Annotated in this window: 21 protein-coding genes; 16 read left to right on the top strand and 5 right to left on the bottom strand. The window is 55.1% G+C overall.

The window, feature by feature from the left end:
- Window positions 1–63 precede the first annotated feature (63 nt).
- Window positions 64–969, bottom strand: a complete 906-nt coding sequence (locus tag FHC51_RS17355) for an SDR family oxidoreductase (RefSeq protein ID WP_220436195.1) — start codon at window positions 967–969, stop codon at window positions 64–66.
- 100 nt (window positions 970–1069) lie between these two features.
- Between FHC51_RS17355 and FHC51_RS17350 the strand changes: the two genes are divergently transcribed.
- On the top strand, window positions 1070–1900 hold the full coding sequence (locus FHC51_RS17350) for a helix-turn-helix transcriptional regulator (protein ID WP_220436194.1): 831 nt from the start codon (window positions 1070–1072) through the stop codon (window positions 1898–1900).
- Here FHC51_RS17350 and FHC51_RS17345 read toward each other — a convergent pair.
- On the bottom strand, window positions 1897–2826 hold the full coding sequence (locus FHC51_RS17345) for an AraC family transcriptional regulator (protein WP_220436193.1): 930 nt from the start codon (window positions 2824–2826) through the stop codon (window positions 1897–1899). The genes FHC51_RS17350 and FHC51_RS17345 overlap by 4 nt on opposite strands.
- A 98-nt stretch (window positions 2827–2924) precedes the next feature.
- Here FHC51_RS17345 and FHC51_RS17340 point away from each other — a divergent pair, with 98 nt between their 5' ends.
- The 14 genes from FHC51_RS17340 to FHC51_RS17275 all read left to right on the top strand — a co-directional run bounded on the left by FHC51_RS17340 (window position 2925) and on the right by FHC51_RS17275 (window position 20144).
- Window positions 2925–3671: an SDR family oxidoreductase gene (locus FHC51_RS17340; protein ID WP_220436192.1), complete on the top strand. Its 747-nt coding sequence runs from the start codon at window positions 2925–2927 to the stop codon at window positions 3669–3671.
- 71 nt (window positions 3672–3742) lie between these two features.
- Window positions 3743–4462, top strand: coding sequence for a DUF1571 domain-containing protein (locus FHC51_RS17335; RefSeq protein ID WP_255584909.1), 720 nt, complete (start codon window positions 3743–3745; stop codon window positions 4460–4462).
- Window positions 4463–4477: 15 nt separating this feature from the next.
- On the top strand, window positions 4478–4954 hold the full coding sequence (locus FHC51_RS17330) for an SRPBCC family protein (protein ID WP_220436191.1): 477 nt from the start codon (window positions 4478–4480) through the stop codon (window positions 4952–4954).
- Between the two features lie 469 nt (window positions 4955–5423).
- On the top strand, window positions 5424–5975 hold the full coding sequence (locus FHC51_RS17325) for a GNAT family N-acetyltransferase (RefSeq protein WP_220436190.1): 552 nt from the start codon (window positions 5424–5426) through the stop codon (window positions 5973–5975).
- A gap of 455 nt (window positions 5976–6430) precedes the next feature.
- Window positions 6431–7189, top strand: coding sequence for a Slam-dependent surface lipoprotein (locus FHC51_RS17320; protein ID WP_220436189.1), 759 nt, complete (start codon window positions 6431–6433; stop codon window positions 7187–7189).
- 52 nt (window positions 7190–7241) lie between these two features.
- Window positions 7242–8657 (top strand): surface lipoprotein assembly modifier, encoded by a 1416-nt coding sequence (locus FHC51_RS17315; RefSeq protein WP_220436188.1) that lies wholly within the window; start codon window positions 7242–7244, stop codon window positions 8655–8657.
- Window positions 8658–9043: 386 nt separating this feature from the next.
- A complete protein-coding gene (pgaA, locus tag FHC51_RS17310; RefSeq protein ID WP_255584908.1) occupies window positions 9044–11446 on the top strand; it encodes a poly-beta-1,6 N-acetyl-D-glucosamine export porin PgaA in 2403 nt (800 codons plus the stop codon).
- 9 nt (window positions 11447–11455) lie between these two features.
- Window positions 11456–13471, top strand: a complete 2016-nt coding sequence (pgaB, locus tag FHC51_RS17305) for a poly-beta-1,6-N-acetyl-D-glucosamine N-deacetylase PgaB (protein ID WP_220436187.1) — start codon at window positions 11456–11458, stop codon at window positions 13469–13471.
- On the top strand, window positions 13468–14802 hold the full coding sequence (gene pgaC / locus FHC51_RS17300) for a poly-beta-1,6-N-acetyl-D-glucosamine synthase (protein ID WP_114314836.1): 1335 nt from the start codon (window positions 13468–13470) through the stop codon (window positions 14800–14802). The genes pgaB and pgaC overlap by 4 nt, the downstream gene beginning before the upstream one ends.
- Window positions 14799–15236, top strand: a complete 438-nt coding sequence (gene pgaD, locus FHC51_RS17295; RefSeq protein ID WP_103822101.1) for a poly-beta-1,6-N-acetyl-D-glucosamine biosynthesis protein PgaD — start codon at window positions 14799–14801, stop codon at window positions 15234–15236. Before pgaC ends, pgaD begins: the two co-directional genes overlap by 4 nt.
- A gap of 262 nt (window positions 15237–15498) precedes the next feature.
- Window positions 15499–15888, top strand: a complete 390-nt coding sequence (locus tag FHC51_RS17290; protein ID WP_199182704.1) for a copper-binding protein — start codon at window positions 15499–15501, stop codon at window positions 15886–15888.
- A 45-nt stretch (window positions 15889–15933) separates the two neighbouring features.
- Window positions 15934–17958: a protein-disulfide reductase DsbD gene (locus FHC51_RS17285; protein WP_220436186.1), complete on the top strand. Its 2025-nt coding sequence runs from the start codon at window positions 15934–15936 to the stop codon at window positions 17956–17958.
- The gene (gene dsbG, locus FHC51_RS17280; RefSeq protein ID WP_220436185.1) at window positions 17958–18713 is read left to right on the top strand and encodes a thiol:disulfide interchange protein DsbG; all 756 of its coding nucleotides are present in this window, start codon (window positions 17958–17960) and stop codon (window positions 18711–18713) included. The genes FHC51_RS17285 and dsbG overlap by 1 nt, the downstream gene beginning before the upstream one ends.
- 168 nt (window positions 18714–18881) lie before the next feature.
- Window positions 18882–20144 (top strand): Y-family DNA polymerase, encoded by a 1263-nt coding sequence (locus FHC51_RS17275; RefSeq protein WP_220436184.1) that lies wholly within the window; start codon window positions 18882–18884, stop codon window positions 20142–20144.
- Between the two features lie 416 nt (window positions 20145–20560).
- On the opposite strand, the gene FHC51_RS17270 is transcribed toward FHC51_RS17275, so the two are convergent.
- Window positions 20561–21238 (bottom strand): SOS response-associated peptidase, encoded by a 678-nt coding sequence (locus tag FHC51_RS17270; protein WP_180210202.1) that lies wholly within the window; start codon window positions 21236–21238, stop codon window positions 20561–20563.
- Window positions 21239–21799: 561 nt separating this feature from the next.
- Here FHC51_RS17270 and FHC51_RS17265 point away from each other — a divergent pair.
- Complete coding sequence (locus FHC51_RS17265) at window positions 21800–22282, top strand: glutathione peroxidase (RefSeq protein ID WP_103179752.1); 483 nt, start codon at window positions 21800–21802, stop codon at window positions 22280–22282.
- Window positions 22283–22351: 69 nt separating this feature from the next.
- Here the strand turns inward: FHC51_RS17265 and FHC51_RS17260 are convergent, their stop codons facing one another.
- Window positions 22352–23383: a methionine synthase gene (locus FHC51_RS17260; protein WP_220436183.1), complete on the bottom strand. Its 1032-nt coding sequence runs from the start codon at window positions 23381–23383 to the stop codon at window positions 22352–22354.
- 28 nt (window positions 23384–23411) lie between these two features.
- On the bottom strand, window positions 23412–24395 hold the full coding sequence (locus FHC51_RS17255; protein ID WP_220436182.1) for a DUF1852 domain-containing protein: 984 nt from the start codon (window positions 24393–24395) through the stop codon (window positions 23412–23414).
- Between the last annotated feature and the right edge of the window lie 128 nt (window positions 24396–24523).

The raw sequence follows: 24523 nt of genomic DNA, 5'->3' as shown, positions 1-24523 counted from the left end.
CGGGGCGGCACATTCCCTGTTCCCGTTTTCCCGGCGTCACAATGGTGACGCCGGGCGGGGTGGCTAGCGGGAGGATAACAGCGGCGCGTAATCCATGTTCTCCAGATCCTCGAGCAGGCCGGGGCCGGTGGGATGCCAGCCCAACTGCTGACGCGTCCAGGCCGATGATGCGCGCAGGTTTATGGCGGCGAAAATGGCGAACCAGCCAAAATGCGCTTCAGCCTCTGAGGAGGGGAGCGAGATGTACGGCAGATCGAGCTTGTGGGCAATGATTTCTGCGATCTGCCGGAGGGGCACCCCTTCTTCGGCAACGGCGTGGTAGCGTTGACCGCTTTCGCCACGCTCCAGCACCTGTCGGTAGAGCGCAGCGGCATCGCTGACGTGCGCTGCCGACCAGCGGTTATCGCCCTCACCGATGCAGGCCACAACGCCTTTCTCAATCGCATGCTGAATATACCAGGTGATGAGGCCCTGGCGCCGGGTATCATGCACCTGTGGCAGACGCACAACCTGCACATTAATACCTTCAGCAAGCAGCGCATTGCCTTCAATTTCTGTTGCCACCCGGGGATGGCTGTTCCCGGCGTTAAAGTGCTTTTCCTGAGCTAATGCCGTGGCGGTGTCATCGCCCATGCCGGTTCCTGACGTGATAATCAACGGGCGATCGCTGCCTTTCAGCGCCTGGCCCATCGCGTGGATCACCCGCCGGTCCTTTTCGCAGTTCTCGGCGAAACGGTGAAAATCATGATCAAAGGCCGTATGGATCACCGCCTCCGCATGCTGTGCGCCCGCCGCTAACGTATCGGGGTCATCCAGGGTTCCACGATGAACCTCCGCCCCCGCATTTCTTAGCGCCTGGGCGCTGCTCTCCGAGCGGGCGAGACCGATGACCTGATGTCCGGCCGCCAGCAGTTCAGTCAGGATACGGGAGCCAATAAAGCCACTTGCGCCGGTAAGAAAAACTCGCATAACACACCTCCAGATTAGGGTTCCGGAACAGAGTAGCGCTATAGTCAGACGAGAAAAGTAGAGACATTATCAGGGTATAAACCTTAACAGGATGACGACGATGCACACTGCTATGCAGTCACTGGGCGATTTTCTGCGGGCGCGACGTTTACGCCTCGATCCGGCCACCTTTGGCTTTAGCCCGGGCAGGCGACGCACGCCCGGATTGCGCCGTGAAGAGGTTGCTCAGCTCGCCAGTATCAGCCCGGTCTGGTACACCTGGCTTGAGCAGGGACGCGGCGGTGCGCCGTCGCGGGAGGTACTTAACCGTATCGCCAGCGGGCTACGCCTGACCTCACCCGAGCGCGAGCACCTGTTTATTCTGGCTTTCGGCCATCCACCCGACAGGCAATTCACTGTTTCTGCCGATATCACGCCACGATTACAGCGGGTTCTGGATGCATTGAGCATCCCTGCGATCGTCAAAACCGTCACCTGGGACGTCATTGCCTGGAATCGCGCCGCCGCATGCGTTTTAACCGATTATGCGCGGCTGCCCGCAACAGAGCGTAACGTTCTGCGCCGCCTGTTCACCGATCCGGCAGTACGCCGGGCGCAGGATGACTGGCAGGCGGTGGCGCGGTTGGTGGTTTACGCGTTTCGTGCTGACGTGGCGCGCGCGGGAACATCGCCGGAAACCGCCAGCCTGATTGCCGAACTTTCCCGTCAGAGCCCGGAATTTGCTGCCTGGTGGCAGAGCAACGATGTCGCCAGTCACGGTGAGGGGGTGAAGCGTATCTATCATCCCCAGGCCGGCGCGATAGAGCTTGAATTCTCAACCTTTGCGGTGGAGGGGCGGCCGGATCTGGCGATGCTGGTGTTTAACCCGGCGACAGAGGAGAGCCGCCTGAAAATTGATGCCCAGCTCAGACAATCCCCGCTCTGTGATTAACCGGTGTCGGCGAGCCCGACATGTTTAACCGTCGCGCGATGCTGCGCATATTTCCCCGGCGGCACACCGACATAGCGGGTAAAGGCCACGCTGAAGGCACTGGCGGAGCCGTAACCCGTGCGCTCGGCCACTTCGGCGACCGTGACGCCGGTATCGCACAGCAGTTGCATGGCGAGGGTCATGCGCCAGGAGAGCAGGTATCCCATCGGCGTGACGCCCGTCATCTCCGTAAAGCGCTCAAACAGCATCGAGCGGGAAAGCGCGCAGCGACTGGCCAGCGCCTGCACCGTCCATTTTCTGGCAGGCTCCTGATGTATCAGCCGTATCGCCTGGGCGATACGGGGATCGGCCAGACCACACACTAATCCGGGCGTGGCGAGGGATGTGCCAGAGCGGATAGCCTCGATAAAGAGCAGTTCCAGCATGCGCGCCAGCATGAACGCTTTTCCGGAGCGTTGCGCCTGGGCTTCATCCTTTAACAATCCGACCAGCAGCGAAAGACGCTTTTCATCACGCACAAACACAAGCCCGGGCAACAGTGAAACCAGCAAACCCGCATCGGGTGATTCAGACATGCAGTGACCGACCAACGCCAGCATTTCAGGGTCAGCATGGGGATCGCCAAGCCTGAAATGTCTCTCTGCCACTTCGATGGGAGTAGTGTTGACGCCTGGCGAAGCAGGGGGAACAAGGCTCGTCAACGCAAAGTTGTAGGCTGCGGGTATTAAAACAAAATCACCCGCATGCAGTGTAAGGGGCTCATCGCCTTCGCGCTCAAGGCGGCACGCCCCTTCAAGCACAGCGCAGTAAAAGGACAACCCCTCATCCGAGCGGCGGACCCGCCAGGCGCCCGCACCGGTCACCGTTTTTGTCAGCACCGCTTTGAGCTTTAACATAGCGATGGCTTCGGCTAACGGATCGCTCATTTCCGGACTCCTGCTAAAGAATGACGGACTTTTGAATATATATCGTCCGGTCGGGGGTGTCTATTATTTGCTCAGGCACAACACAAGCAGGAGTCAATATGAAAACGGTTATGATTACTGGCTGTTCATCCGGTTTTGGTCTCGAAACCGCACGTTATTTTCTTGAACAAGGCTGGAACGTGATTGCGACAATGCGCACACCGCAGGAGAGGCTTCTTCCTCATAGCGATCGTTTGCGCCTCTTAAGCCTCGATGTCACCTCTCAGCAGAGCATCGAGCGGGCTGTTTCAGACGCTGGCGACATTGATGTTCTGGTAAACAATGCCGGGGTAGGGATGTTAAACGCGCTGGAAGGCGTCTCCCCGGAGGCGGTGAGGGAAATTTTTGAAACCAACACGCTTGGCACTCTCGCCATGACCCGGGCCGTACTCCCACAGTTCAGACAACGTCGTTCAGGCGTGATTGTGAATGTCACTTCTGCGGTCACCCTTAAACCGCTACCGCTGCTTGCGGTCTACACCGCCAGTAAGGCGGCGGTTAATGCGTTCACTGAATCTCTGGCAATTGAGCTTGCGCCGTTTAATATCCGCGTGGGTCTGGTCCTGCCCGGACGTTCACCCGCAACCCGGTTTGGTGAAAATGCGCAACGGATCATGGGTTCGATTCCCGTGGAGTATGCCGCGTTGAGCGAGCGTGTCTTTCAGGGCATGCAGGATGCGCATGCAAGCGTAACCTTACCCGAGGATGTGGCAAAAGCCATCTGGCAGATGGCAAACGATCCAGATACGCCTGTCCGTTTGCCAGCCGGAGAGGATGCACGGCAGATGGCCGCTCAATTGATGTAAGTTTCCTGCAAAACCCACTCAGCAGGTTCAGCGGTTATCCGACATACTGATACCTGTTCCGGGCCATTTTATTGCAGGAGACCATTATCGGCGGCTTCCTCTCTGTGGCGGTAATGCTAACAACATTACTGCTCTTTAGCGTTCACGAGCCTGCGCACGCCGCGGACAAACTGGTGGTGGCCGCAGCCTTTTTGCAGGGTTCTGCTCCCTCCGATCCCCTTGCGCGCGCCCTGCAACGTTTTACCCAAATCGCCTCTTACCAGGTGATGGTGCGCTCCGTCTCCTCGCAGGACGAAACCAAAGTCATCCGCTATAGCTACCGTAAACCGGGTTATGTGCGGATGGATTTTTCCACGCCTCATGCCGGGGCGGTGCTCATCTATAACCCAGCCAGGGGCAACGTCAAACTGTGGCCCTTCGGCGCGGGGACATTTCCGGTGTTGAACCTGTCGCCCACGGATTCATTGATAACGGATGAAAATGGTCATCGGGTGGATCAATCCGACATTGGCGTGTTGCTGAATAACATTCGCCGTCTGCAACAGGGCGGCACAACCACTCTCTCCGGTGAAGAGACCGTTGCCGGGAAACCGGCGGTGCATCTGTCGGTGGTCGGCCCCGAAGGAAAGACCGTCGCTGCGGTTCATCGCTATGAGGTGTGGTTTGATAAGCACTCCGGATTGCCCATCAAAGTGGTCAGCTACGGGCTGGGGGGTAAATTACTGGAAACCGTGATGATGGAGGCCATGACCATCAACGTGCGTTTCCCTCCTGATTTCTTTGCACCCTGACGGGAGACGTGCGCTATGGCTGACTATCAGTTTTCCACCGTCTGGCGGGTTGAGGCTTCTGTACAGGAGGTCTGGGAGATCCTATGCCATCTGGATTTGTGGCCGGAATGGTGGGAAAGTCTGGAACAGATTATCGAGTTAAAGAAAGGAGATGTCCGGGGAATTGGCGCCCTGCATCGCTATACCTGGAAGGGCGCGCTCCCGTATCGCCTCACCTTTGATATCCATGTATTAACGATTCAACCTTTATGCCTGCTGGAAGGGGAAGCCAGCGGCGAGGTGGAAGGGCGTGGCGTGTGGTCTTTGACCGAACGGGGGAGGGAGACGATCGTCCGGTATGACTGGGATATCCGCACCAACGCCCGCTGGATGAACGTGCTTGCGCCGCTGGCGGGTCCCATTTTTCGCTGGAACCATGACAGGGTGATGCGCGACGGCGCAAAGGGTTTAGCCCGGCGATTAGGCAGGCGTGTCGAGGTATCTGTGGGTTAAAAGAGCCCAACCCTGCACGCCCGGAGCCTGGCTTAGTGCTCATCTTTAACGGTACCGGCTCGCTGAGGTGTTTTGCGCAGACTTTTTTGTTGCCGATCACGATGGTTTGTCTACAGGAACAGAAGGCATTAATGCCGCCATCAACAAAGTGCAGACGCAGCACCCCGGTTTCATCTTCACTCCGATAAATCCCTTTTAAACTGAAATCCCTGATATTGATATCCGGATTCAGCCACTGATGATAGTAGCTTGTCGCAGTTACACATAGTCCTCACCATTGAGTTGAATTGCTCAGAAAATATCTTGTGACACGAAGCGACAGATGCCCAGGGGCAAGACGTCTGCTATGAGCGAGAAGCGGACATAGCGGACAATGTATTCGCCAGCTACTCCCACGTAAAGTGTGCTTAAATCAAAAGGATCCATCTTAATAAAGTATAGTGAAGGCATGATACATTAGGGGATAAAGTTGCGAGTTCAAACAAATCGATTGTACCTTCGGCCTGTAATCTCATCAGACGTAAACGATCTATTCAAAATTTACGGTGATCCCGCTACGAACACTTTTAATCCTGCGGGACCATATCCGGACAGTGATCATGCAAAAATGGTTATGAATCGCTGGCTCGACCATTGGCAAACTCATGGGTTTGGAAACTGGGCAATTTCGCTTCTTACTAATCCTGAAAAAATCATCGGTTTTGGCGGGCTGGGAATTCGTAATTATGATGATATCGTTATCAATAATCTTGGATATCGCTTATCTACAGAGGCATGGGGGAAAGGCCTGGCCACAGAATTTGCCATATACGCGATAAAATTTGGATTTGATGATATTAAGTTAACCGAAATTTCAGCTGTTGTTCGAGAGAATCATCTGGCGTCACAGAAAGTGCTTCAGAAGTCGGGGTTAAGATATGTCAAAGAGATTCATGATGTTAAAGATGCACCTCCAAGCCTTCTGTATTCGATATCAGTGAATGAGTGGTTAAGAAATTTAGAAGTGAACGCATCCGTTTAAAATTCCCTTTCAAGTCCATTAGAGGATTTAACATACTTATCTGGACAACGTCCGCTTCTGGCACAAAGCGGACCCTTACTGAGTTAAGATTTAGTCCAGATACGTATCGTCTGCTTTAGCCGTCCAGGGCTAAATAAACCCATGGGTAACTACTATGCGCAATATTACTTTCAGCTATAACCCGAACATGATTTGTAATAAGCAGGAGAGGGTGAATAAGGGCACCTAATAGAGCCCGCGTAAAAAAAAGCGCTAATTAATCGCCTTAAGTCAAATTAACGCCGGTTAACAGATCCCCAGGCGCAACGTTATGTAAGTGGTTGTTAAGATTAATCTTAGAATGAGCGGCAATAAGAACTAATCATTAGAGATGCTAAATGTTTTGACGTAAATTCATTCGCAAAAATTATGTTACAAATCATGCGAATTTATTCACAACCAAGGACGTTTAGCTTATGGGGATCTTAAAACCTGGTTTATTACTGACCGCTTTTGTACTGACTGCATGTGGCGGCGGAGGCGGTGGTGGTGGCGGTGACAGTACGCCCCCGGTAACCACTGCGCCTGTGGAAACGGATAACGGCAACACGGGGACCACACCGGAAACGCCTGCCACCACACCGGAAACCCCTGCCTCGGCACCGGTCAGCCTGACCACCGGCGGTACCCTTTCTGGTTGGACCTACACCACCCCTGAGGGCCGTGAATATGTGATGCGCGGCACCGGGATCTCTGCGGGCCTGGTGCAAACCCAGCGGCTCACCCGTGACGACCGCACCCCGGTCTCCTCAACCTCATGGTGTTGTGGCCGTATGAGTTACACCACGTTCGGTACCTGGACACAGTATGAAAAAGGTCAGCATGAGGTCTTCTACACCGGGGATGCCACGCTCGCGGCTAACGTGCCAACCCAGGGCACTGCGACCTATGTGGGTCACGGTATGCGTGAAAATATCCTGAGCGATGCCAGCTTTAACATTGATTTTGCGGCGAAAACCATCAACGGCACCATTGCTGGAAATGATACCTTTGGTAGCGAAATTGCGATGCAGGGCAACATTGCCAACGGTGGTTTCACCGGCAATGCGCAATCCGGCGGGCAGGCGGGGACATTCACCGGACATTTCAATGGTCCCACGGCTGAAGAGTTAGGCGGTCTGGCGCAGTTTGCAGACACGACTAAAAACGCATCCTTTGGCGCGACACGTCAATAAATCGTTTTCCGGTCAGCCAGGCTGACCGGACCTTCAGATGGTAAGCCTTTCTATGAATATTTTGCGTACTGGCGCACTGAGTTTGCTGTGCCCGCTCAGCGTTGCGTTTGCTGCGCCGCCGGAAACCGACTCAATTCCTGCTGCTCCCCACTTTGAACGACTGACCACGCCGGAAAAGCGCACCGGGCCTGGCGATAAGACGCTGCATGTTACCAATGCGCAACTGGCGGAACAGCCAGAGCTGGCGATGGCGCTGCTCGATCAGGCCATTCGTGAAGAAAAGTGGCCGATGGTTCGTGCCATTTTACCTGTCTATGCGGCGTCACCCAATCCGGATTCAACCCTGATTCATTTTGCAAAAGCCGGTCTGGCGCGCAGTCAGGGGCATTATGCAGAGGCGATCGAACACTATCGCGCTATTCTGAGTCCGCATCCTGATTATGCTGCGGTGCGTCTGGATTTAGCGCGGGCCATGTTTGAAAACCGGCAGTTTGACGCGGCTGATTATCAGTTTCGTCGTGTGTTACAAAGCAATCCGCCTGAGAATGTTCAGCAGGTCATTGCACAATATCTTGAGCGTATTCAGAAAGGCAGCGCATTAACGGGTTCATTCAGCGTAAGCTATCTGAATGACAGCAATGTGAATAATGCGTCATCGGGTAAAACCATTCGGGTTGGCGATCGTCTGTTTATTCGTAATAAAGATAGTTTCCCTCAGCGTGGGGAAGGTTTCTGGTTCAATGGCGCATTACAAAAAGATGTTCAACTCTACGATCAGCATGGCTTGCGATTTCTGGGTACGGTAAACGGAAAGAGTTACTGGAATAACCATGATTTTGATGATATTACCACCCGTGCTTATGCTGGCTATCAATGGCGTAATTTCCGGCAACAATTCGCGCTGTTACCTTTTTATGAAAAAAGATGGTATGGCACCGAGGCCTATTCTTCTGGGCCTGGCGTCCGCGCCGAATACAGTTATTTACTTACGCCCACTTGGCAGGTGAGTCAGGCGCTGGAATATCAGAAACTGGATTATGATAATGAAGATTATCGATTCCTGCGCGGGCAAAATCGTTACTCTTCCACAACCCTTTCCCATGCCTTCAGTAACCGGGTGTCAGGATTTGCCGGCTTCGATCTGCTCGATCAGCAGACCTTTACTCGCAGTGAATCTAACCATCGGGTAGGTTTGCGCAGCGGGGTGCAGGTGGATATGCCCTGGCAGCTCTCTTTTGCCGCCACCACGGCCATTGCCAGACGCAATTACCAGGCCGACAGTGATATCTTCTCGACGCGACGGAAAGATAACGAACAGATCTATAATCTCTCGCTCTGGCATCGCGACCTCTATTTCTTTGGGGTGATGCCGAAACTGAATTTCACTTATAAGCAGGTCGATAGCAATATCGATTTCTATGATTATCGACAGAGGAATGTCACGCTTTCTCTGGATAAGAATTTTTAACAGACGATTGCCAGGCCATTTTACTGAGTATGCAGAGTAAGTCTGATACGAAAGGATGAAATTAACATGAAAAGCACGCTTCGGCGTGTTTTTTATTTTATAGGTTGGTAAAAGTTCACCGTGGATGCTAACTTTTTTGAGCGGCATTCAGGTGTTTTTTTTAAACAATTAGCCTTTGATTGCATAATGATAAATACGAAGAAAGTATGAGATTTTAAATTTGTCGGTACTTTTTTATTTATTTTTTAGCTATCGCATTTTCGTCATCTTTTAGCCACGAATAAATGCAAAGCTCACGTTAAAACAGAGATAAAGGGATAGCTATGCTCAGAGTTTCCTGCCCCTCTTGCGTTATTAATCCCTTGCGTTCGGGACGATATTTATTAATGGTGAGCATGTTATTCCCGACATGGGTATACGCCGGGATGTCGACCTACGACGAACTTATAATTCAGGCACGGGATGGCGACCGCCAGCCTTTATTGCAATACCTTGCCGTTCGGGAAAAGCAGACACAATTAACGGCAGGGGAGATTGCTGACTGGCTTCAGGTTTCCTCATGGGCCAATAATGATGCTGAGACGCTGGCGGTATGGGAGCGTTATCGCCAACACATGGCCATCCCTGCCAGAGGGCAGGTCGCTGCCGCCCGCGCGCTGCGTAACCAAAAGCAGTGGAATGCTTCGCTGGCCGTCTGGGAAAGCGTTCTGCAAGATGAGCCCGGCAATAGCGACGCCCGCACCGGCTGGATAATGACGCTCGCAGATGCCCATCGCAACGAGCAGGCCGTCACCGAAGCCCGGCGCTGGGCAGACGAGGAGCCGGGGCCAGAGAGAGAGGCCCTGCTGGCTTATGTTTATCATGCTCAGGGGAAAAACTGGGATTCAGTACTGGCGGCCAGCCACCTCGATACCGATTCAGACCGCAACAAAAATGTGGTGCCCACGCTGTTGGCTGCGATGTCGGCCAGCCGCATTGCTGGCCCTGCGCTGACCCTTTCAGAACGCTTTCCGCAGCCTGATGCCATTACACGTCAACTTGAACTGGATGCGGCGGCGCAAACCGTCCGCGCTGCGTTCACGCCCACCCGCAATGAAGAAGAACGATTTCTGGTTGCAGATAAAGCACTGGCTCGCTATGACGCGCTGATTGCCGAGTGGAAAAAAGATCCCGAGGCGCAAGCTGATGTGCGACGCGCCAGAATTGATCGGCTGGGCGCGCTGGTTGTTCGTAAACATATGGATAAAGCGATTGCCGAATTTGAATCGCTCGAGGCGGACGGAACGCCTGTTCCTGACTACGCCAGAAGATGGGTCGCATCTGCCTATCTTGCGCAGAAGCAGCCGGACAAAGCCGAGTCGCTGCTTGAAAGCATCTATTTTCCGCGTGGCTCGACCCTGGCATCCACGCCGCTGACCATGGACGATCAACAGGAACTGCTCTATGCCCGTCTCGATAACAACCATTTCGACGAAGCGAAGCAGCAACTGGATGACTACAGCAAAGAGAGCCCTTATCTGAGAAAGATCTATGGTTCTCCCACACCGCAGCCCAATGACAACTGGCTGCTGGCCAGAACCTTACAAACCGAATATCTGGTGGCCGTGAATGATTTGCCCGCAGCCGAGAAGCATGCGGAGCGGTTGGCGCGCACAGGATCGGGTAACCAGGCACTGCGTATTGCCTATGCCTCAGTGCTGCTGGCGAGAGGATTACCGCGTGCCGCAGAGCGCGAACTTAAGCTTGCCGAAGTCATTGAACCCAGCAACCTGACCCTGGAAAGGCAACAGGCATGGACGGCCATGGAGCTACAGGAGTGGCAGCAGGCCGAGGAACTCACAAAAGATGTGGTCACCCGCAGCCCGGATGATGCCGCCACGTTGCAGCTCGAACGACTGATGGCGGTGCATAACAAAGCGGAACTGCGGATAGCCGGGTCTCAGGGCATCTCATCCGACAATCCGGTCAGTGGCAAAGATGATTTTACCCTCAACACTGCGCTTTATAGCCCACCTGTTAACCAAAACTGGCGACTGTTTACCGGCTACAACTTTGCCCGCGGCGAGTTTGAGGAGGGGAAGGGAATAAGCCGGGACCTGCTGGCGGGCGCGGAATGGACGTCAAGGAATAGCTGGGCCGAAATGGAGATCTCCGGGCGCAACGATAACACCGATCAGAAAATCGGCGGACGCCTCTCCGGTTGGTACGATTTCAGCGACAACTGGCGGGTCGGAGGCTCGGCGGAGCGGTTATCCCGTAACACGCCACTGCGTGCCCTGCGCAATGGGGTAAACGCCAACGGTGGCGATCTCTGGGTACGCTGGTATCAGAACGAACGACGCGAATATCAACTTTCGCTTTCCGGTGCCCATTTCACCGACGGCAACGATCGACTGGAGTACGGCATCAGCGGTAAAGAACGCCTCTGGACGTCGCCACGTTTTACGCTGGATTTTATCCCTGGCATCGGCGGCAGCCACAACAGCAAAGAAGATGTGCCTTATTACAACCCCAAACGTGATGTTTCGGCGGTGGCAGGGCTGCGCGCCGAACAGGTGCTGTACCGCCATTACGACACGGTCTGGAAGCAGCAGTTTGAAGCGGGGGCGGGCGGTTACTGGCAAAAAGGGCACAGCGCTGGGGCCATCAATCAGTTTGGTTACGGGCAACGTATTCAATGGAATAACGTAGTGGATGCCGGGGTGAAACTGACCTGGGATAAGCGTCCTTACGACGGGAAGCGGGAGCGCAATATTGCCCTCGCATTTGATCTGAATGTCAGGTTTTAAGGGCGCATCATGATGAAACGATGGCTTCTCGCCGCGAGGGTAATCGTCGGGTGGATGATGATGAGCATGTGTGCACTGGCCGCGGCACCACGTTATCTTCCTCCCGCCGAACGGCCGGCGCTCTATGCGGACCAGCCCTGGCCCAAAAACAGCTTTCTTGTGCTGGCCTGGCACGACGTGGAGGATGGCGCCGCCGATCAGCGCTATCTCTCTGTGCGCACCAGCGCCCTGAACGACCAGTTTGCCTGGCTGCATGATAACGGCTACCAGCCGATTAGCGTGCAGCAGGTGCTGGATGCCCATGCAGGAAAAAGCACCTTGCCGGAAAAGGCGGTGATGCTGACCTTTGATGATGGATACAGTAGCTTCTCGACGCGCGTTCTGCCGCTGCTTCGGTTATTCAAATGGCCTGCTTTGTGGGCGCCTGTCGGCAGTTGGGTGGATGCACCGGAACATTCGCTGGTGGATTTTGGCGGACTAAAGACGCCGCGGGAAAAATTTGCCACCTGGAAGATGGTACGCGAGGCCAGCGAGTCGGGGCTCGTGGAAGTGGGTGCGCACACCTGGGCATCCCATTACGGTCATCAGGCCAATCCGCAAGGCAGTCAGGAGCCCGCAGCCGCTAACCGTTTCTACGATAAAACCAGCGGGCAGTACGAAACGGATGCGCAGTTTGAAAAGCGTATAAATGCCGACCTGGCGCGCATTTCGGGCAAAATCAAAGAGGTCACCGGGAAAGCACCGCGAGCCTGGGTCTGGCCCTACGGTGCGGCGAGCGGGACAACGCTGAAGCTCGCGCATCAGCAGGGCTACCAGATGGCTTTCACCCTGAACCAGGGGCTGGCGAATGCCGCCAGGCTGGAAGATATTCCCCGGGTGCTGATTTCCAATAACCCTTCGCTGCGTAGCTTCGCCAGCCAGATAGCTCAGGTCAGAGAACCTGAAAACATGCGGGTTATGCATATCGATCTCGACTATGTGTACGACAAAAATCAGGCTCAACAACGTAAAAATATCGATCTGCTCATCCAGCGTGTTTTCGATATGAAGATCACCCATGTCTTCTTACAGGCCTATGCCGATCCGAAAGGGGACGGCAACGTCAATGCGCTCTATTTCCGCAGTCGCTGGCTACCGATGCGGGCGGATCTGTTTAACTTCGTTTCCTGGCAGTTGCAGACCCGTGCCGGGGTGAAGGTTTACGCCTGGATGCCGGTACTGGCGTTTGGGTTAGACCCCTCGGTGCCTCGCGTGGCGGCGTGGTCGCCAGACAACGGGCGCATTGCGCCAGATAACCGCCATTATCTGCGCTTATCGCCCTGGAATGCGGTTGCCCGGCAGAGAATCAACGACATCTACGAGGATCTCGCGCGCCATGCCAACTTCAGCGGCATCCTGTTCCATGATGACGCTTTTTTGACTGACTTTGAGGATGCCTCCCCGGATGCACTCAAAGCCTATCGTGCAGCAGGCTTCCCGGATAACCTCGCGGAGATCCGCGCCAACCCGCAACTGCTGGCGCGCTGGACGCGCTTTAAAAGTCGCGCCCTGATTGATTTTACCCGACAGCTCACGCAAACCGTGCGTGCCGTGCGCGGCCCGCAGATCAAAACTGCCCGCAACATTTACGCCATGCCGGTGCTGGATCCGCAGAGCGAAACCTGGTTTGCGCAGAATCTGAATGATTTTCTCAGCACCTACGACTGGACAGCGCCGATGGCGATGCCGCTGATGGAAAATGTCCCGGTCAACGATGCCAATGCCTGGCTGGACAGACTCGTCGGGCGGGTCGCCCGTATCCCTGGCGCACTGGATAAAACGGTTTTTGAACTTCAGGCCCGGGACTGGCGTAAGGGGGCAGGGCAGGACGCTATTAGCGGTGAAATGCTTAACGGGTGGATGCGGCAGCTCAAGATGAGCGGTGCCGGAAACTATGGCTACTACCCGGACGATTTCATTAACGATCAACCCCGGATGGCAGAGATCCGTTCTGCTTTTTCCTCCTACTGGTATCCGCAAAAATGACCGATCGCCTCATCGCCTTCCTGATCCTTTGCCTGATGTTCAGTTTTCCGCTCGGCGTGGCGGTGATTTTTACCGGTGAAGTGATCCTTAATTTCGTCTTTTTCTGGCCGCTGTTTATGTCGGCTCTCTGGATAAGCGGTGGGCTTTATTTCTGGCTTCACCGCGAGCGCCACTGGCCATGGGGGCCGGGCACACCGCCACCTACACTCGCAGGCAATCCGCTGATTTCCATTCTTGTGCCGTGCTTTAACGAAGGGCTGAATGCACGTGAGACTATCGAAGCGGCGCTGGCGCAACGTTATGAAAATATAGAAGTGATTGCTATCAATGACGGTTCTATAGACAACACTGCAACCGTACTGGACCAGTTAGCGAGTAAATATTCGCGGCTGCGGGTGATTCATCTGGCGGAAAATCAGGGCAAAGCGGTCGCCCTGCAGGCAGGTGCCGCGGCGGCGCGCAGCGACTTTCTGGTGTGTATTGATGGGGATGCGCTGCTGGACAGAGATGCGGCGGTGTATATGGTCGCACCGCTGCTCAATCACCCTCGCGTGGGGGCCGTGACCGGTAATCCGCGTATCCGTACCCGTTCAACGTTGATTGGGCGAGTCCAGGTGGGGGAATTTTCATCTATCATCGGCCTCATCAAGCGTACCCAGCGCGTCTATGGTCAGGTCTTTACCGTTTCCGGTGTCATTGCCGCTTTTCGCCGTCGCGCCCTGGCAGAGGTGGGGTACTGGAGCCCGGATATGATCACGGAAGATATTGATATCAGCTGGAAGTTACAACTGCGCCATTGGTCAATTTTCTTCGAACCTCGTGCGCTGTGTTGGATTTTGATGCCCGAGACGCTGAAAGGGCTCTGGAAGCAGCGTCTGCGCTGGGCGCAAGGGGGCGCGGAGGTGTTTATTGTCAACATGCGTCGCTTGTGGAGCTGGGAGTACCGGCGCATGTGGCCGCTGTTTCTTGAGTTTTGTATGTCAACCGCATGGGCCTTTGCCTATGCCGTCAGCATTCTGCTGTTTCTCATCGGGCTGCTTATTCCGATGCCCGAGTCTTTATATGTTCAGCACCTTTTCCCACCGGCTTTTACTGGCCTGATGCTGGGCGTGGTCTGTCTGTTGCAGTTCGCGGTCAGTCTGTTTATTGAGAGACGCTACGAGAAAGGTATTGCGGCGTCACTGTTCTGGGTTATCTGGTTTCCGGTGGTGTACTGGATGTTGAGCCTGTTCACTACGCTTGTGGCTTTCCCGAAAGTCATGCTGCGCCGCAAACGCAGCAGAGCTCGTTGGGTGAGTCCCGATCGCGGTATTGGGAGATTAAAACCATGATCCAACCTTTAATTTTTACTGAACAACGGCTGTTTCCACGCGCGCTGGATCTGCTGTTAACCATCGTTGCCTGGCTGGGGTTTAGCTGGCTCATTTACAGAGGTCTGATAAGCGCGATTGAACATGATCCCTTTCTGGGGACGAGGCCGTTCTACACCACGCTCAGCACGTTGAGTATCTACCTGCTGGTGGCCTGTCTTATCGATCTGGCGCTGATCGGCTGGGCAAAATACAACCAGCTGCGCTTTCGTGTTGAACGCCGTAAGCGTCGGCCTGGGCTTGAGCGCCATGAAGTGGCGGCAAGTTTCAATATCACCCCCGAACTGGCGCTCATGATGAATCAGGCCCAGGTTTTTACTCTCGCCCATTATGATACGGGGGCAATTGACCGCGTGTGGATGGCGAAAATCCTCGCTGACGTGCGGAGCGAGTAACGAAAACCTGCCGGTCATTCTGGATGTTTACTGGCAGGTTTTTATGGATTGTCTGCGGCTCGCTGACGACGTTAAGTTGTATTAGCGCAAAAAGGCCAGCCCGGAAATGCCAGGTGGCTTAAGATTAAAAAGGGTGTATGGCGGGATACACTTTATTTTTGCAAGTTGCGGTCAGGCTGACCCTTGCCGAAACGCTCGGGCTGGCATTACTTTACAAATTGCCGCTTGCCCGCTGGCGACTCGCTCACTATCCTCATTGCCCATGACTATCCTGACCGGTCCGACTCAACATAAAAACAGGCAACTGAGAGCCATCGCGCTGCTTTTCGTTGCCTGCGTTGTCATGCTGATCTGTCTGACCCAGCGGGCCGCTATCCTGCATCACATGCAGGTCAAAGCCGCCACGCTCTCGTTGAGTGCTGAACATAGCCCGCAGGAACTTTCCTCCCCAGGGTTGTCACCCTGCGAATTGAGCGCCCACTCGCTGCTCTCCGCCCAACCCCTTCATTTTGATAACCTTCTGCTGTTACCCGGTCTGCTGGTGCTCGTTTTAGCGGTGCTGATCAAAATCAGCGTCCTGCCGAGGCCAGTGATCCTGTTCCGTCCTCCGCTCCTTCGAATACATCTTAAGAACTGTGTTTTCCGTGAATGACTGACATGGCTGTACCTGTTTAGTCAATTTTTCACGGAGAAAACTATGAAAACGCTTTTCAGGAGCCTGTGGTTCCTGTTGTTCAGCCTGTCCGCGGCCTGCGCTGCGGTACCGGGCTGGCCGATGACGCCTGACAATGCCCACGCTCAGGTGCAGGTCTGGCACGATGCGCCAGCAGACGGCAAAGTTCGCCTGCTGCTGGATGTTACCCCTGATGAAGGGTGGAAAACCTACTGGCGAACCCCCGGCGACGGCGGCTTTCGGCCGGTAATAGAGTGGGCGTCGCAGGCCACTACCCAGTGGCACTGGCCGCGTCCCGTGCGCTTTACTTCCGCTGGCTTTAGCTCGGTCGGCTACGACCGTCGGGTGGTGTTTCCGCTGGAAATCACCACTGATGAGGTGCAGCGTTTGCGCGGGAAACTGACGCTTTCGCTGTGCAGTAACCTCTGCGTGGTTAACACATTCCCGCTGGATATCAATCTTGCCGCCGGTCCGTCGGCGGACTTTGCCAGCGCCTGGGATGAGGCGATGCGGGCGGTTCCTGCGACACACGGCGCGATAGCGGTTAAATCCGTCGCCACGGATCGCGACACCCTGACGGTGAAACTGACCTCGCCGCAAGGCTGGTCCCGGCCCGAACTCTTCACCGATAACCCGACGGAGGCGACGCTTGCCCCGCTTCAGACAGCGGTTCAGGGTGACACCCTGACCGCACGGTTTAGCGTCAGCAACAGCCAGGGAGAGCCGCTGGCGGCCAATGGTTTGCAGCAGATCGCGCTGCTGGTCAGCGACGGCGCGCAGAGCCAGCAGCTTACGGTTGAGCTCAGCCCCGGTCCCTCCACCACGCTCTGGCAGATCATGGCCGTGGCGCTGGTGGGTGGCCTGATCCTCAACCTGATGCCCTGTGTGCTGCCGGTACTCGGAATCAAGCTCGCGTCGCTGATGACCCTGGCAGAGAGCACGCGACGCCAGACACGGCTGCGTTTTCTGGCGACGGCGGCCGGGATCATCTTCTCGTTTCTGGTGCTGGCGGCGGTCGTTACCGGCCTGCGGCTGTCCGGGGCCTGGATTGGCTGGGGCTTTCAGTTCCAGAATCCGTGGTTTATTGGCGCGATGGTGCTGGTGACGTGGATCTTTTGTTTCAGCCTTGCGGGCCTGCTGGAAATCCGCCTGCCTTCCACGCTCACCACCCGGCTGGCTACCGCCGGTGGGAACGGCATCGGCGGGAGTTTCCTGGAAGGCGCGTTTGCGACCCTGCTCGCCACGCCCTGTACGGCACCGTTCCTCGGTACTGCCGTGACCTTCGCGTTAGCGGCGCCTGTCCATCAACTGTGGCTGGTCTTTTTGGTGCTGGGTATCGGGATGAGCCTTCCCTGGCTGGCGATCGCCATGGCCCCCGGCGTGGCGCGCTGGCTGCCGAAGCCCGGCCCCTGGATGGGCAAACTGCGTCTGGTGCTGGTGCTTCTGATGCTGGGCTCCTGCATCTGGCTGATGTCGCTGCTGGTCAAAGAGTGTGGCGCGCGATATGTGTTGATTGGCGGCGGCCTGATGGTGGCGTTGTTCCTCTACCGCTGCGCAAAGACCATGCCGCATCACAGAGAGAATCTGCGCAGTCTGGCGTTTGGCGTGCTGTTTGGCGCCGGGCTGTATGCGTTTCTGGCCCCGCAACCCCAGGGGAAGGAGGATTCTCCCCTCAACTGGCAGCCGCTGAGTGAGGCCGCGCTCAGCGAGGCGCTGGCTGCCAGAAAGCGCGTGCTGGTGGATATCACCGCTGACTGGTGCCTGAACTGCCGGGTTAATGAGGTTATGGTGCTTCATCGCCCTGAGGTGGTGACGGCTTTAAACCGCGACGACGTGGTTCTGTTGCAGGGCAACTGGAGCCAGCCCTCGGCGGAAATCGAGCAGTTCCTGAGGCGCTACGGCGCCAGCGGTATTCCCTTTAACGCCATTTTTGGTCCTTCACTGCCGCAGGGGCATGTTCTGCCCTCCCTGCTGAGCAAAGAGGCATTACTGACCGCACTGGCGAAGGCCGGGGCGGCTACACCATCTGATTTTACTGAGGAAAAATAATGAAGAAGATCCTGTCCCTGTTGATTCTGACGTTCAGCGCCGCCACGCAGGCGCAGCCCGCTGATTTACCCGAACCTGTTAAGCAAATCCAGAAGCAGGGTATCGAAATCATCAAGCCGTTCAGCGCGCCCGGCGGCGTAGAAGGCTGGCTGGGCAAATATCAGGACATGGGCGTCACGCTCTATCTCACGCCGGATAAAAAACATGTTGTTTCAGGCTATATGTATGATGCCCAGGGCAATAACCTGAGCGAGAAGATCATCAACGAGGAGATCTATATTCCCGCCGGGCGCGAAATGTGGAAACAGCTCACCGCCGCGCCGGGGATTAAAGAGGGCAGCGCGGATGCGAAATGTCAGGTGGTGGTGTTCGCCGATCCTTTCTGCCCCTACTGCAATAAGTTCTGGCATCAGGCGCAGCCGTTTATCAAGGATAAAAGCATCAGCACCACAACCCTGCTGGTGGGCGTGATCCGCCCGGACAGCGCGCAGTATGCGGCGGCCATCCTCTCCGCGAAGGATCCGGCTAAAGTGTGGTATGACATGGAGAGCAGCGACGGCAAAACCAAACCGGCGCTGACGAGTAATACGCCGCCTGCGGTGTTTAAGCAGATAGAGCATAACCAGCAGCTGATGACGCAGCTGGGGGCCAGCGGTACGCCTGCCATTTATTACCTGAATAAAGATCGCACCCTGCAGCAGCTCGTCGGCTTGCCGGATGCTAAGCAGATGGCCGATCTGGTGGCCTGTAAATAAGCCACTCCGGTTATTAACCTGAACCATAGTCTCAACCGTTGTGCCGGTAAGCACCTTGATTTGTTCGAAAAATCATTGATACTGTATTTATATACAGTTAAACGGATTTGAGACTATGCTATTCACCTTCCCGCGCATTGCTGCGTTCGTTAAAGGGCGCAAATAATCATGTTTGCGCTTGTCGATGTGAACAGTTTCTATGCTTCGTGCGAGACGGTGTTTCGCCCGGATCTGAAAGGGCGCCCGGTGGTGGTGCTGTCGAATAACGATGGCTGCGTGATTGCCCGCAGCGCCGAGGCGAAAGGGCTGGTGACGATGGGGGCGCCTTATTTCAAACAGAAAGAGATCTTCCGCCGCCACGGGATTGTCGCCTTCAGCAGTAACTATGAGCTGTATGCTGACATGAGCCATCGGGTGATGACCACCCTGGAAGAGCTCACGCCGCGGGTCGAGATCTACTCGATTGATGAGGCGTTTTGCGATCTTACGGGGGTCAGCAACTGCTACAATCTGGACGCCTTTGGCCGCGAAATCCGCCGAACGGTACTGCAACATACACACCTCACCGTCGGGGTAGGGATTGCGCCCACCAAAACCCTCGCCAAGCTGGCGAACTTTGCGGCAAAAAAATGGCAGCGGCAGACCGGCGGCGTGGTCGATTTATCCGGCGTTGAGCGTCAGCGCAAGCTGATGGCGGCGCTGCCCGTCGAAGAGGTATGGGGCGTCGGGCGACGGTTGAGTAAAAAGCTCAATGCGATGGGCATTCATACCGTGCTGGATCTGGCGAACACTCCCACCGCCCTGATCCGCAAGCATTTCAGCGTGGTGCTGGAACGCACCGTTCACGAGCTGCGCGGCGAGTCCTGCCTGGGTTTTGAGGAGCATGTTCCCCACAAGCAGGAGATTATCTGCTCCCGCTCGTTCGGCGAGCGGATCTCAGACTATGAGGCGATGCGCCAGGCCATCTGTAGCTATGCTGCCCGCGCCGCCGAGAAGCTGCGGGCCGAGCACCAGTACTGCCGGTTTATTTCGGCTTTTGTGAAGACCTCGCCGTTTGCGCTGAACGAGCCTTACTACGGCAATAGCGCCTCCGTCAAACTGCTGACGCCAACCGAAGACAGCCGGGACATCATTAACGCGGCGACGCGCTGTCTGGATCTCATCTGGCGAGAGGGGCTGCGCTACCAAAAAGCGGGCATCATGCTGGGGGATTTTTTCAGCTCGGGCGTCGCGCAGCTTAATTTATTTGATGAAAATCCGCCGCGCCGCAATAGCGAAAAGCTGATGGCTCTCGTCGACAAATTAAATGAGCAAGGGCGCGGAACAATCTGGTTTGCGGGGCAGGGAATAGAGCAGCAGTGGCAAATGAAAAGGGAGATGTTGTCCCCGCGATATACCACACGTTTTTCGGATTTACTGCGCGTTAAATAAATCGCTTTCACCAAAATAGTGCAAAGCCTGAACGTAAATATTTGTCGAACAGGAAAGATATATCCCTGGACGATCAATAATTGCGCTATGGTGGTGGCTCTACACACCTGCCCGGAGGGGCTATTCCCAACATAAAATTTGAGTGCCCGGTTTGCATGAGCAAGCGGTTTCGTTTTACCTCTTTTAGCCCTACGCAAACCCAACCTCATGGTGCTGTCTGTTCCGTCTGTGGAACCCGACTCACCGCACACTCATGCGTGCCAATGCCAAAAAGAAGACGTTGGCCAAAACAGGTGGTTTAAGTGTTAAAGGGGGGCTAATTCTGGCCCTCCCGATAAATGATTTTGCCGCTACGTTGACGACATTTTATATTAACTGCCGTTTCGTTATTTCTGAAAAAATAGCGGGCTTTATTTTTACGGCTCGCTTATTTTATTGATTAATTCTGGCCCCTGATTTTTTACGTTTCCCACCGCCCGGGTGACAGGATGCCAGTGGAAATCATCTGCGGGAACGGCGCCGCTCTGCGCTATCTCTTCAGCTTCTTTGCTGCTTACCGTCTCGCGAAGCCATTCACGTGCCGCCTGCGGCGTCAGCACCAGCGGTCGTCGGTCGTGAATATCCACCAGCCCTTTATCCGCTGCCGCGGTCACAATCAGGAATCCTTCCGCTTCATCCCCGCGCTCGAACGGCGTACTGCCGATCGCGGCCATAAAGATGGGCTGTCCATCGGCACGGTAGATAAAGTAGGGCTGTTTTTTCTCTCCCTCTTTTTTCCACTCGAACCAGCCGTCGGCAAAGACAATCGCTCGGCCATGGTTCCATAGCGGTTTAAACATCCGGCTGCTGGCGGCGGTCTCCTGCCGGGCATTGATCAGCGGGGCTTTATCCCACCAGCCAGGGGCGTAACCCCAGAATACCGGGTCGAGATGCAACAGATCGTCGCGCTCGCTGAGCAGCAGCACTTTGGTGCCGGGCGCAACGTTATAGCGCCCGATGGGTTCCGGGTCGTAGGGGATGTCGCAGTCTGCTTCATCCGCCAGAAAAGCAAGATACTCTTCCCGGGTCTGGGCCTGGGCGAAACGTCCGCACATAGTTACCTCCGGTGGTTTTTCTTAAGTATAGAGGGTGAATTTCCCGGAACTGTAACCTCAGCGGCGGACGGTTGTGCTAAAAGCGATTAACGCGTCACCACCACATCGGTAAAGGTGAAGCGTTTTGGTTGCCCGTCGGCGTGATAGCCGATGCGCAGCGTGCTGGCCGGTAACCGAAATACGAGTAGATGGAATAACACCAGAATCAGGCGTATTGATGGGAATATCTACCGGGATGATGCTGCGTCAAGCATCGGGCATCTCCGGCGGGTTTAAGACCCCTCCGGATGACAAAATCCATCGACTAACTGCTTCAGAAGGCAAATAAGCCCGGCCAAAATCAGCACAAAGGCCAGCGCGGTGAATAAAACAATCGTCATCCTCGACTCCATGTTCTCAGTTTTGTTTGGTAAAAATCTTAGATCGCATTTTTCATTTGTCATTATCTTCCGGGTATTTTTCTTATTGCTGGCAGATTCGATGCCGGTCAGAAGCGGACATATCCAGGATGAGGCCCTATAATCCTCCACGCCTGAAAACCTTCTGCTCTGAGGATCCCAGATGACGACCTTTCATCAACTTACGGCCACCAGCCTGCGCGGTCAGCCCATTTCTATGGCCGACTATGCGGGGAAGGTTGTGCTGGTGGTGAACACTGCCAGCCAGTGTGGCTTTACACCCCAGTACGCTGGTCTTGAAAAACTCTACAAGAAGTATGCCGACCAGGGGCTGGTGGTGCTGGGTTTCCCCTGCAATCAGTTCGGTAAGCAGGAGCCTGGCGGCGCGGACGACATTGCCCAGACCTGTCACGTCAATTACGGCGTCAGCTTCCCGATGTTCGGGAAAGTGGAGGTCAATGGCGCAACAGCGCATCCTCTGTTTCGTTATCTGAAAGAGGCGTTGCCCGGCGTACTGGGGGGACGAATCAAGTGGAATTTCACCAAGTTCCTCATCGGACGCGACGGCAAGCCGCTCAAACGTTTTGCACCGATGACCACCCCGGAGAAAATGGAAGCCGCTATCGTCGCTGCACTTGAAAGCTGATTAATGCAGGCGAACCAGAGAGATGAGAGGGGAAAAGCCGGGCGCGCTGCGCTTGCCCGGCCTGAAGACTTATCGCGCCGCCAGCTCCCGGCGGATAATCTCTGCTCCTGCGCTTAACGCATTGAGCTTGCCGTTAGCCACCTGACGGGACAGCGGGGCCATTCCGCAGTTGGTCGACGGGTAGAGCTTGTCGGCATCCACAAACTGCAGCGCTTTGCGCAGCGTAGCGGCCACTTCCTCTGGCGTCTCGATGGTGTTGGTTGCCACATCAATGGCGCCGACCATCACCTTTTTACCGCGGATTAGCTCCAGCAGATCCATCGGCACGCGCGAGTTGTGGCACTCCAGCGAGATGATATCGATATTCGAGGTCTGCAGTTTGGGGAACGCCTCTTCGTACTGGCGCCACTCTGAACCCAGCGTTTTCTTCCAGTCGGTGTTGGCTTTGATGCCATAGCCGTAGCAGATGTGGACAGCGGTTTCGCACTTCAGCCCTTCAATGGCGCGCTCCAGAGCGGCGATCCCCCAGTCATTCACCTCATCAAAAAAGACGTTAAAGGCGGGTTCGTCGAACTGGATAATATCGACCCCGGCCGCTTCCAGCTCTTTGGCCTCCTGGTTGAGAATTTTTGCAAACTCCCAGGCCAGTTTTTCCCGGCTTTTGTAGTGGTTGTCATAGAGCGTGTCGATCATGGTCATCGGACCCGGCAGCGCCCATTTGATCGGCTGGGTGGTGAGCTGGCGTAAATATTTCGCATCATCAACGAACACTGGCTTCTGACGGGCCACGGCGCCGACCACGGTCGGCACGCTCGCATCATAGCGGTTACGGATTTTAACCACCTCGCGTTTCTCAAAATCGACGCCGCTGAGGTGCTCGATAAAGGTGGTGACAAAGTGCTGGCGCGTTTGCTCACCGTCACTGACGATGTCGATGCCAGCCCGCAGCTGATCGTCGAGGGACAAACGCAGCGCATCCTGTTTACCGGCGAGCAATTCTTCGTTATGCAATTTCCACGGCGACCAGAGGGTCTCCGGCTGCGCCAGCCAGGAGGGTTTCGGCAGGCTGCCGGCAGTGGAGGTGGGGAGCAATGTTTTCATAACAGGTGACCTTATTGTTTTAATTGAATCAACGCGCGTACTGAGCAGACCATTGCTCAAGAAGAGTTTTGTACGGTTTGATAAAGTGTTTCTCGGTAAATTTCCCCTGCTCAATCGCCAGCTGGCTACGCTCTTCGCGGTCGTAAACAATTTTGGTCAGGGAGTGATCCTCGTTAGTCAGGCTGGGCTGGTAACAGTGCCCGGCGACCGAATTCGCGTTGTAAATCTCAGGGCGATAAATCTTCTGGAATGTCTCCATCGTACTGATGGTGCCGATAAGCTCCAGGAAGGTGTAGTCGCTCAGCAAATCGCCGGTGAAGAAAAACGCCAGCGGCGCGGCGCTGTGTGGCGGCATAAAGTAGCGCACCTGCAGGCCCATCTTTTTGAAGTACGCTTCTGTTAACGAAGAGCCCTGTTGCTGGTACTCAATGCCTAAAACAGGATGGGCATTACCGATGCGGTGATAGACATTTTTATTGGAGACGCTGAGGCAGATAACCGGCGGCTTGCTGAAATTGGCCTGATATTCATCGGAATTAACGAAGTGCTTAAAGATATTGCCGTGCAGTTCGCCAAAATTAGCCGGAATGGTGAAGGTCGTCTGCTGTTTATTATGATCCGGCAGAAGAACGCTGAAATCGTAATCCCGGACATAAGAGGAGAAGTTATTCCCGACGATCCCTTCTATGCGTTCGTTGGTTTTTTTATCAATGATGTTGGTTTTTAAGATTTCAATCGCCGGGAAGGTGGCGTGATTGTCTTCTCCCGCGATATTCATCTCTACGGAGATGATGTCCAGCTCTACGGAATAACGATCGCCGTTCGGGTTATCCCAGTGCGCTAACGCATTGAAACGATTGTCAATCATCACTAACGTATTGCGCAGGTTCTGCTGACGGCTTTCCCCGCGGGCGAGGTTGGCAAAGTTAGTGGTGATCCGCGTGTTTTCGGATGGGTTGTAATTTTCATCGAAACGACTGTGGGTAATCGTGAAGGTGAAAGCGTTATTCATGGTGATGTTTCCCGGCTCTGACATAAAGACTGAAATCCCCTCGCGGTTACAGAAGTCAGTCTGTATGTTGCTAATACGTTAATATGGCTTAAGTTATGCCAGAGCCGGGGAGGGAGTGAAAGCGACTA

Source organism: Leclercia sp. EC_58, from assembly GCF_019584355.1.
GTDB lineage: Bacteria > Pseudomonadota > Gammaproteobacteria > Enterobacterales > Enterobacteriaceae > Enterobacter.
This window is presented reverse-complemented; position numbering and strand designations above follow the sequence as displayed.